Source organism: Methylobacterium sp. WL19, assembly GCF_008040005.1.
GTDB classification, from domain to species: domain Bacteria; phylum Pseudomonadota; class Alphaproteobacteria; order Rhizobiales; family Beijerinckiaceae; genus Methylobacterium; species Methylobacterium bullatum.
In genome coordinates this window covers 33,844-40,754 of sequence record NZ_VRVC01000032.1, presented here as the reverse complement: position 1 = coordinate 40,754, position 6,911 = coordinate 33,844, and the positions used below count along the sequence as shown (strand labels likewise).

5 protein-coding genes are annotated in these 6,911 nt (G+C 65.2%); 2 read left to right on the top strand and 3 right to left on the bottom strand.

Features of this window, described 5'->3' with window-relative positions:
* Positions 1–541: 541 nt before the first annotated feature.
* Positions 542–1,897: an NAD(P)/FAD-dependent oxidoreductase gene (locus FV220_RS08915; RefSeq protein WP_147830815.1), complete on the bottom strand. Its 1,356-nt coding sequence runs from the start codon at positions 1,895–1,897 to the stop codon at positions 542–544.
* A gap of 427 nt (positions 1,898–2,324) precedes the next feature.
* Here FV220_RS08915 and FV220_RS08910 point away from each other — a divergent pair, with 427 nt between their 5' ends.
* Positions 2,325–3,383, top strand: a complete 1,059-nt coding sequence (locus tag FV220_RS08910) for a LuxR C-terminal-related transcriptional regulator (protein ID WP_147830813.1) — start codon at positions 2,325–2,327, stop codon at positions 3,381–3,383.
* A gap of 69 nt (positions 3,384–3,452) precedes the next feature.
* Here the strand turns inward: FV220_RS08910 and FV220_RS08905 are convergent, their stop codons facing one another.
* Positions 3,453–4,484: a LysR family transcriptional regulator gene (locus FV220_RS08905; protein ID WP_056142229.1), complete on the bottom strand. Its 1,032-nt coding sequence runs from the start codon at positions 4,482–4,484 to the stop codon at positions 3,453–3,455.
* A 212-nt stretch (positions 4,485–4,696) separates the two neighbouring features.
* Here FV220_RS08905 and FV220_RS08900 point away from each other — a divergent pair, with 212 nt between their 5' ends.
* The gene (locus tag FV220_RS08900) at positions 4,697–5,575 is read left to right on the top strand and encodes an SDR family oxidoreductase (RefSeq protein ID WP_026175962.1); all 879 of its coding nucleotides are present in this window, start codon (positions 4,697–4,699) and stop codon (positions 5,573–5,575) included.
* Positions 5,576–5,826: 251 nt separating this feature from the next.
* Here the strand turns inward: FV220_RS08900 and FV220_RS08895 are convergent, their stop codons facing one another.
* Positions 5,827–6,885 (bottom strand): DUF3445 domain-containing protein, encoded by a 1,059-nt coding sequence (locus tag FV220_RS08895; RefSeq protein ID WP_147830811.1) that lies wholly within the window; start codon positions 6,883–6,885, stop codon positions 5,827–5,829.
* Positions 6,886–6,911: the final 26 nt, after the last annotated feature.

Below are 6,911 nucleotides of genomic sequence, written 5' to 3'. Positions count from 1 at the left end.
CGCCGGGGCCGGCATAGAGCCGGGCGGGCTGGCGCCCCTCCGGGTCGACGATGCGCAGGCGATCCCCGGCCTCGACCTCGAAGAAGGCACAGGCCCCTCCCCTCGCCGAGAACGAGAGCGTGCGCGGCGACCTTGCCCCCCACGCGCCCTCGGGCTGCATCCAGATCTGGTTCATTCGTCTATCCAGGGTGAACGGGTCGCAACGGATGCGGGCCGACGCGCCCCGCTCGGGGCCGTCATCGCCATCGGAGGCCGCTCCCCGGTGAGGCCGGGGAACGGCGTGATTCCAACACGGTTACGCGCGAAGAGCCTGCTTGATCGGATTTTGCAGCGGATGCTCATGCCAAAGTAAATCGGCTGCCAAAGTCGATCATCCAGGCCGACCTCCTCATCCTGAGGTGCCCGCGTCAGCGGGCCTCGAAGGAGGCCTCCAGTTGTCGCGCGATCCCTGGAACCCTCCTTCGAGGCCGCTACGCGGCACCTCAGGATGAGGTCAAGTCTTGGATAAACACCTCAAACAGGCTCCAATACAGCTCCGCGCTCATTCCGCGGCTTGGGGCAGACCCATGAAGGCCTGGAGCGAATCGTCCATCGCCTTCATCCATGTGGTGTGATGGGCCGGCGACAGAGTTCCGGTGATGGTCGAGCGGTAGGACCGGTCGCGATAGGTGAGGATGCCTTCCATCTTGTGGTGCTCCCACTCCTTGAACAGTTCGGCGACCTTGTCCACGTCGAGATGCGGATAGTCGGTCGCCGCCAGGAGTTCGCGGACGTATTCCGTCTGGAAGTCGATCGCCTCGAACGGGTTGGTGAGCGTGTCCTGATAGGCCAGCCATTTGGCGATGTCGGCTTCCTGCTCCTCCGGACCCGGCAGCGCCAGCTTGCCCATCATGTAGTCGCGGGCATACCAGGCCTGGGCGTCGAACATGTTGAAGGTATAATACTGGTCCTGCATCCCGAGATAGATCAGGTTCGGGTTGGACTGCCAGAAGATGCCCTTGTAGATCCCCGCCGGGTAGAGGCAGTTGTGGGATTTCAGCCGCAGGTCGTCCGGCAGGAACGGATAGGTGTGCTTGTAGCCCGTACAGAAGATGATCGCGTCGACCTCGGTGTCGCTGCCGTCCTTGAAATAGGCCGTGTTGCCGACGAGCTTCTCCAGAAGCGGCCTCTCCTCGAACCCCGCCGGCCAGTCGAAGCCCATGGGCTTGGTGCGGTAGCTGAAGGTGATCGACGTGGCGCCGTACTTGATGCACTGCGTGCCGATATCCTCCGCCGAGTAGCTCGCACCGATCATCAGCAGGCGCTTGCCGGCGAACTCGTCGGCGACGCGGAAATCGTGCGCGTGCATCACGCGGCCGGGGAAGAATTCGAGCCCCTCGAAGCTCGGAACGTTGGGCACCGAGAAGTGGCCGTTGGCCACCACGACGTAGTCGAAGTCCTCGACCTGATGCTCGTCCTTGATCAGGTCCTTCGCCGTCACGGTGAACCGGCCGGTCTCCTCCGAATAGCTCACCCAGCGGACGGGGGTGCAGAAACGGATGTACTTGCGTACGTCGCTGCGCGCGACGCGGCCGGCGATGTAATCATGCAGCACGGCGCGCGGCGGATAGGACGGGATCGGCCGGCCGAAATGCTCCTCGAAGGAGTAATCCGCGAATTCGAGGCACTCCTTCGGGCCGTTCGACCAGAGGTAGCGATACATGCTGCTGTGGACCGGCTCGCCGTTCTCGTCGAGGCCGGTGCGCCAGGAGTAGTTCCACTGACCGCCCCAATCGGATTGCTTCTCGAAACAGACGAGCTCGGGGATCTCCTCGCCCGCGCGCCGCGCCGCCTCGAAGGCGCGCAGCTGGGCGAGGCCGCTCGGACCCGCGCCGATGATCGCAACCCGCTTCTTCATGATCAGATCCCCGTTCTATGTCTCGTGAGCCGGGCGGTCCGGGTCTCCCGATGGCGGGTTCCCGATCGGTGCCGGACGCCCGCCAAAGACCATTCTCCCCCGAGGATAGATCCGGCGAGGGCGAAACCTCGGCGGAGCATTCCTGCTGAGAAAATTTATACGCCGCTGAGAAATGACGGTGCAATAGTGACTGTTGGCACTACTGTCGTCGCTCAGTTGTGCATTGCAAACGAAAAGGGGGGTTACTGTTAAGCGAGAACCATGCCAGGTATCCCGGTCGAACCGGGCGGCACGTCCCGGGCGTCCGGCGCGGGCCTATCCCTTTCCCGGCGGGGCTACGGTATTCACACATCTCGCGGGCCGCTCGGGTCCGAGGCCGGGCGCCGCGACGACGCGCCTGCTTCATGGGGAATGGCACCGTTTCAGGATGAAGGACGAACCGACCCGGAGCGGACCCGATCCGCTGGCCACCGCCGAATGGTACAGCCGGTTGGGCGACGTCGCCGCATCCATCGGGACCGAGCACTTTCACCGGAACCTGCTGTCCCTGTTCGCCCTCTGCGTGAAAAGCGATTCGGGATGGATCATCCGGTACTCGCGGGTGGCCCCGCCCGACGTGCTCTACACGACCGGGGTTCCGAGCGAGATCGTGGAGTTCTACAACAAGAAGTGCCTTCGCATCGATCCGTTCTCCCTCTACTGGAAGAACGGCGGTAAGCCGGGCATCCTGACCCTGTCGGAGATCGGGAACAGCAGCCCGGAATCGATCCTCTACGGCAAGATATTCAGGCCGGCCGCGAACATTTCCGACGAGCTCGGCATGTTCTTCTCGACGGTGGGGCATTGCTGCTTCGGGTTGTTCCTCGAACGCGAGCGAGGCGTGTTCTCGCAGGAGGACATCCGGCGGGCCAAGCTGGTCTTTCCCGCCCTGGAGGGATGCCACCGGAGCCATCTCGGCCATCTGTTCAGCAACCTGCGCTACACCGACGGGACGCAGGCGGAGGGGCTCCTCAACCGGCCGACCCTGATCCGCGACCGGCACGACGTGGAGGTGTTCGCCAACGAATCCTGGAAGCGGGCCGTCCAGTCGGATGCCTCGATCCTGCCGATGCTCGAGACCCTGGCGCCGTCGGACGCCATCCGCACGGTCCATGCGCGCGATCACGTGATCACATCGGAGGTCTTCGACCGGGACTTCGCCCTGGCGCCGGGCGGCCGGATCTTCATGCTCGGGCCGAAGCCCGCGCCGCAGGACGAATCGGTGGGCTACCCGGCGGCGGCGGAGGTGCTGGTGGCGTTGACCCCGCGTGAGCGGGACATCCTGACCTTGACGATGAAAGGCCAGGCCACGGGCCAGATCGCGCAGAGCCTGGGGATCGGCAAGGGCACCGTCAAGAACTGCAAGATCCGCATCTACCGGAAGGCGGAGGTCACCTCCGAGCGCGATCTCATCAAGAAGTTCAGCCCGTTCTTCCCCTCGGCCTGAGGGGGAACGACGTTCACATGGTTCGCCGGCTGCGCCGCCCTGCCCTCCTTCCCCTCGTGGCTGCGCCCTTCACGGAAACGATTCGGGTGTCTTGAGTTTTGCAGCCTTTGGCGGTGTGCCGGCGGCGGGGTCGACGGTGAGGACGTCGCCGCCATCGGCATCGGCGTCCTCCTCGTCGCCGTTGCGTGATGCGCGATGGAGGATGTCGTCCCTCGGCATCCGGCTGGCGAGCGCGTCGATGGCGAGGCGCGACCGCAGCGGCAGATACCGTGCCGCGGGCCAGACGGCGTAGCAATCCATGGTCGCGTAGGGGCGGTTCGCCCAGAGCTGGACGAGTTCGCCCGCCTGCAGGCTGTCGCGGATCAGCCAATGCTGGAGCCAGCAGAGGCCGAGCCCGGCCTTGGCGGCGGCCAGGATGACTTCGACGTCGTCGAACCGAAGCCTGGCATGGGGGGAAACGGGGACGAGGACCCCGCCGGCATCCGGCAGGCGCCAGACATAGCCGCGGTCGCCGCGCGCATAGACCAGCGTGTCGTGCCCGGCCAGATCGGCAATGTCGTCCGGCCGTCCGCGCGCGGCGAGGTAGGACGGGGCAGCGCACAGCACCATGCGTTCCGTCACCAGCCGCCGGGCACGCAGGGAGCTGTTGTTGCCGAGCGCGCCGAAGCGCAATCCGAGATCGAAGCCTCCGGCGATCAGATCGACGACCCGGTCGCTGAAGTTCAACTCGAGTTCCAGCTTCGGATGCGCCTTGGCGTAGTCGAGCAGGATCGGCGCCGCGCAGCGCCGACCGAGGAGAACGGGCATCGAAATCCTCAAGCACCCCGCGACTTCCCGGCGGCCCGATTCGAGGAGCGCCTCGCCGGTGCGCATTTCTTCGACGGCCCGCAGGCAATGTTCGTAGAATTGCTGCCCGGCTTCCGTCAGGCTCTGCGTTCGCGTGGTCCGTTGGAACAGCCGCACGCCGAGCCGCTCTTCGAGGCGCGCCACGGCCTTGCCGACGGCGGAGCGTGACAGGGCCAGCCGGTCGGCCGCCCGCGCGAACCCTCCGGCCTCCACCGCCTCCACGAAGATCTGCACGCCATCGAACTTGTCTCGCATCGGTCGCCCGGTCCCGCACGGCCTGCTACGTGGATTGTAGCGCTACAGGCAACAAAGAAGCGAATAACTGGGTCTAAAGCCGAATGGCAATCTACGCTAGAGGAGTGGCGGGCGTACAGCGCGGCCCGGACAGGAACGGCTCCGCCCCATGGGCAGCCGACGCGGTTCCTGACCGAAGGCACGGCTGGGACGACAATCGGAAGGGTTGAGTGATGAGCGGTAAAGTCGTTGTCGTGACCGGCGCGAGCAGTGGTTTCGGGAAGCTCACGGTCCTAGAGCTCGCGAGGCGGGGTCATACCGTCATCGCGACCATGCGTGACGTCGAGGGCCGGAATAGCGCGGTCCGGAGCGAATTGATCGACGCCGCGAAGGCGGACGGGAATCCGCTGCAGGTTCTCGAAATGGATGTGGCCAGCGACGAGTCGGTCGAGGCCGCCATCGGTCACGTCATTGCCCAGCACGGCAGGATCGACGTTCTGGTCAACAACGCCGGCCTGATGCCGATCGGTGTGACGGAAGCCTATACGATCGCCGATGTCGAACGGCTGTTCGCGGTCAATGTCTTCGGGGCCATTCGCACCAATCGGGCCGTCCTGCCGCATATGCGCGCTGCCGGCAGCGGACTTCTCGTGCAGATCACGTCGTTGATGGGGCGATTCGTCATTCCCTTCTTCGGTGTCTATGCGGCGAGCAAGTTCGCGCTCGAGGCACTGGCGGAGACCTATCGCTACGAGCTCGGCGGCTTCGGGATCGATTCGGTCATCGTCGAGCCGGGCCAGTTCCCGAGCAACCTCATCTCGTCGAGCCCCGAACCGTCCGATGCGGGGGTCCTGGCCTCTTATGGCGAGGTCGCGGCGATCCCGGGTCAGATCAAGGCCCATGCCGAACAGCCCTACGATCCCGCCCATCCGCCGCGCCCGCAACGGGTCGCCGATGCGATCGCAGGGCTGGTCGAGGCAACGGAGCGGCGTCCCCTGCGCACGGTCGTGATGCCCGAGGGCATGGATTTCGGCGTCGCGCGCATCAACGAGGCGGTCGCTCCCATTCAGAACGACGTGCTCAGGGCCATGGGCATGGCGCACATGATCTAAAAGCCTGTTTAAGTCGTCTTTCCAAGGATTCACCTCATCCTGAGGTGCCGCGTAGCGGCCTCGAAGGAGCCCGTTAGAGCGCTCTCCGCCGAAGTGGATGCCGGTTCGGCGAAAAAGAGCGCGGCAGTCAAAGGCCCAGAGCTGTGTCCCGACCCAACGTGGTCGGGCACAGCTCTAGGGATCGCGCGATCACTGGAGGGCTCCATCGAGACCATTTGCTCGAGCAAAGGGTCCCTCAGGATGAGGGGGTCTTATTCGAGGCGGGCCTGGTCCGGCTGGATGCCGAGGGACAGGGGCGCCCCGTCGTCCAGGGCGGCCAGGCGCGACACCGCCATGCCGTGGAACCGGGTCAGGCCCTTGTACTCGACGAGTTCGGGCGGGAGGCTCGCCAGGACGCGGTGGAGGCGCTTGCGCCACTTCTCCACCCGCTCGATGTCCTGCAGGCTGATCAGGTAGCAGCGGATGCCGAACAGGATCGCGTTGGAGCGCGGCAGGCGGAACAGGGTCTGCAGTTCCACGCGCAGGTGGAGCTTGCCCGCGATGTTCTCCGGGGTCACGGTGGTGCGGTCCGGCCCCCAATCGGGATAGTTCTCGGGCGACGTGTCGAGGCGCGGGTTGATCGTCATCGTCCAGTTCAGCCGGCGGACGGGATGCCCGTACTGCAGCCGCAGCAGATATTGCAGCGCCCGGTCGAACACCCCGATCTCGTGCGCCAGCGGCACCGGCCCGTGCCACTCGTGGAAGCTCATGCCGATATCGAATTCCAGCGACCAATCCGCCTGCGTGGTGACCATGCCGCCATCGACGTAGAGGTTGTCGTCCCGCTGATCCTGCAGGGTGAAGTCCCCCTGAGCCTGCCGGGTGATGTACTCGAACGGCTCGCAGGGCAGGGTGGACGCGTCGCCGAAGACGAAGCGCTGGTCGAGGCCCAGGGGGCGGTTGATCCAGTGCCAGGCGGTGCCGTCCCGCGTCAGGCTGAAATGCTCGGGGTAATCCGCCGACAGGCTCTCCATCAGGAGTTCGAGCGTGTCCCATTGCGCCGGCATCATGTGCGCCAGCACCTGGCATCGCTTCGGGTCGTGATCGAGGACGATCGCGCGCTCGCGGCATTCGGCGACGTAATGTTCGTCCACGTCGAACGCGTGTTCGAAGGCCGGCGACGTGCCCGCCTTCACATGCGGCTCGATGTTGACCGAGTACATATATTTGTCTTCGCCGAACGGAAACGGGAAGCGGAGCACTGCCGCGTCGCTGTTCCGGTAGGAGAAGTCGTCCCGGAACGTCTCGTCGGTCTTGAACTGAATACCCATCTCAGCTTCCCTTTACCAAGCGGCGC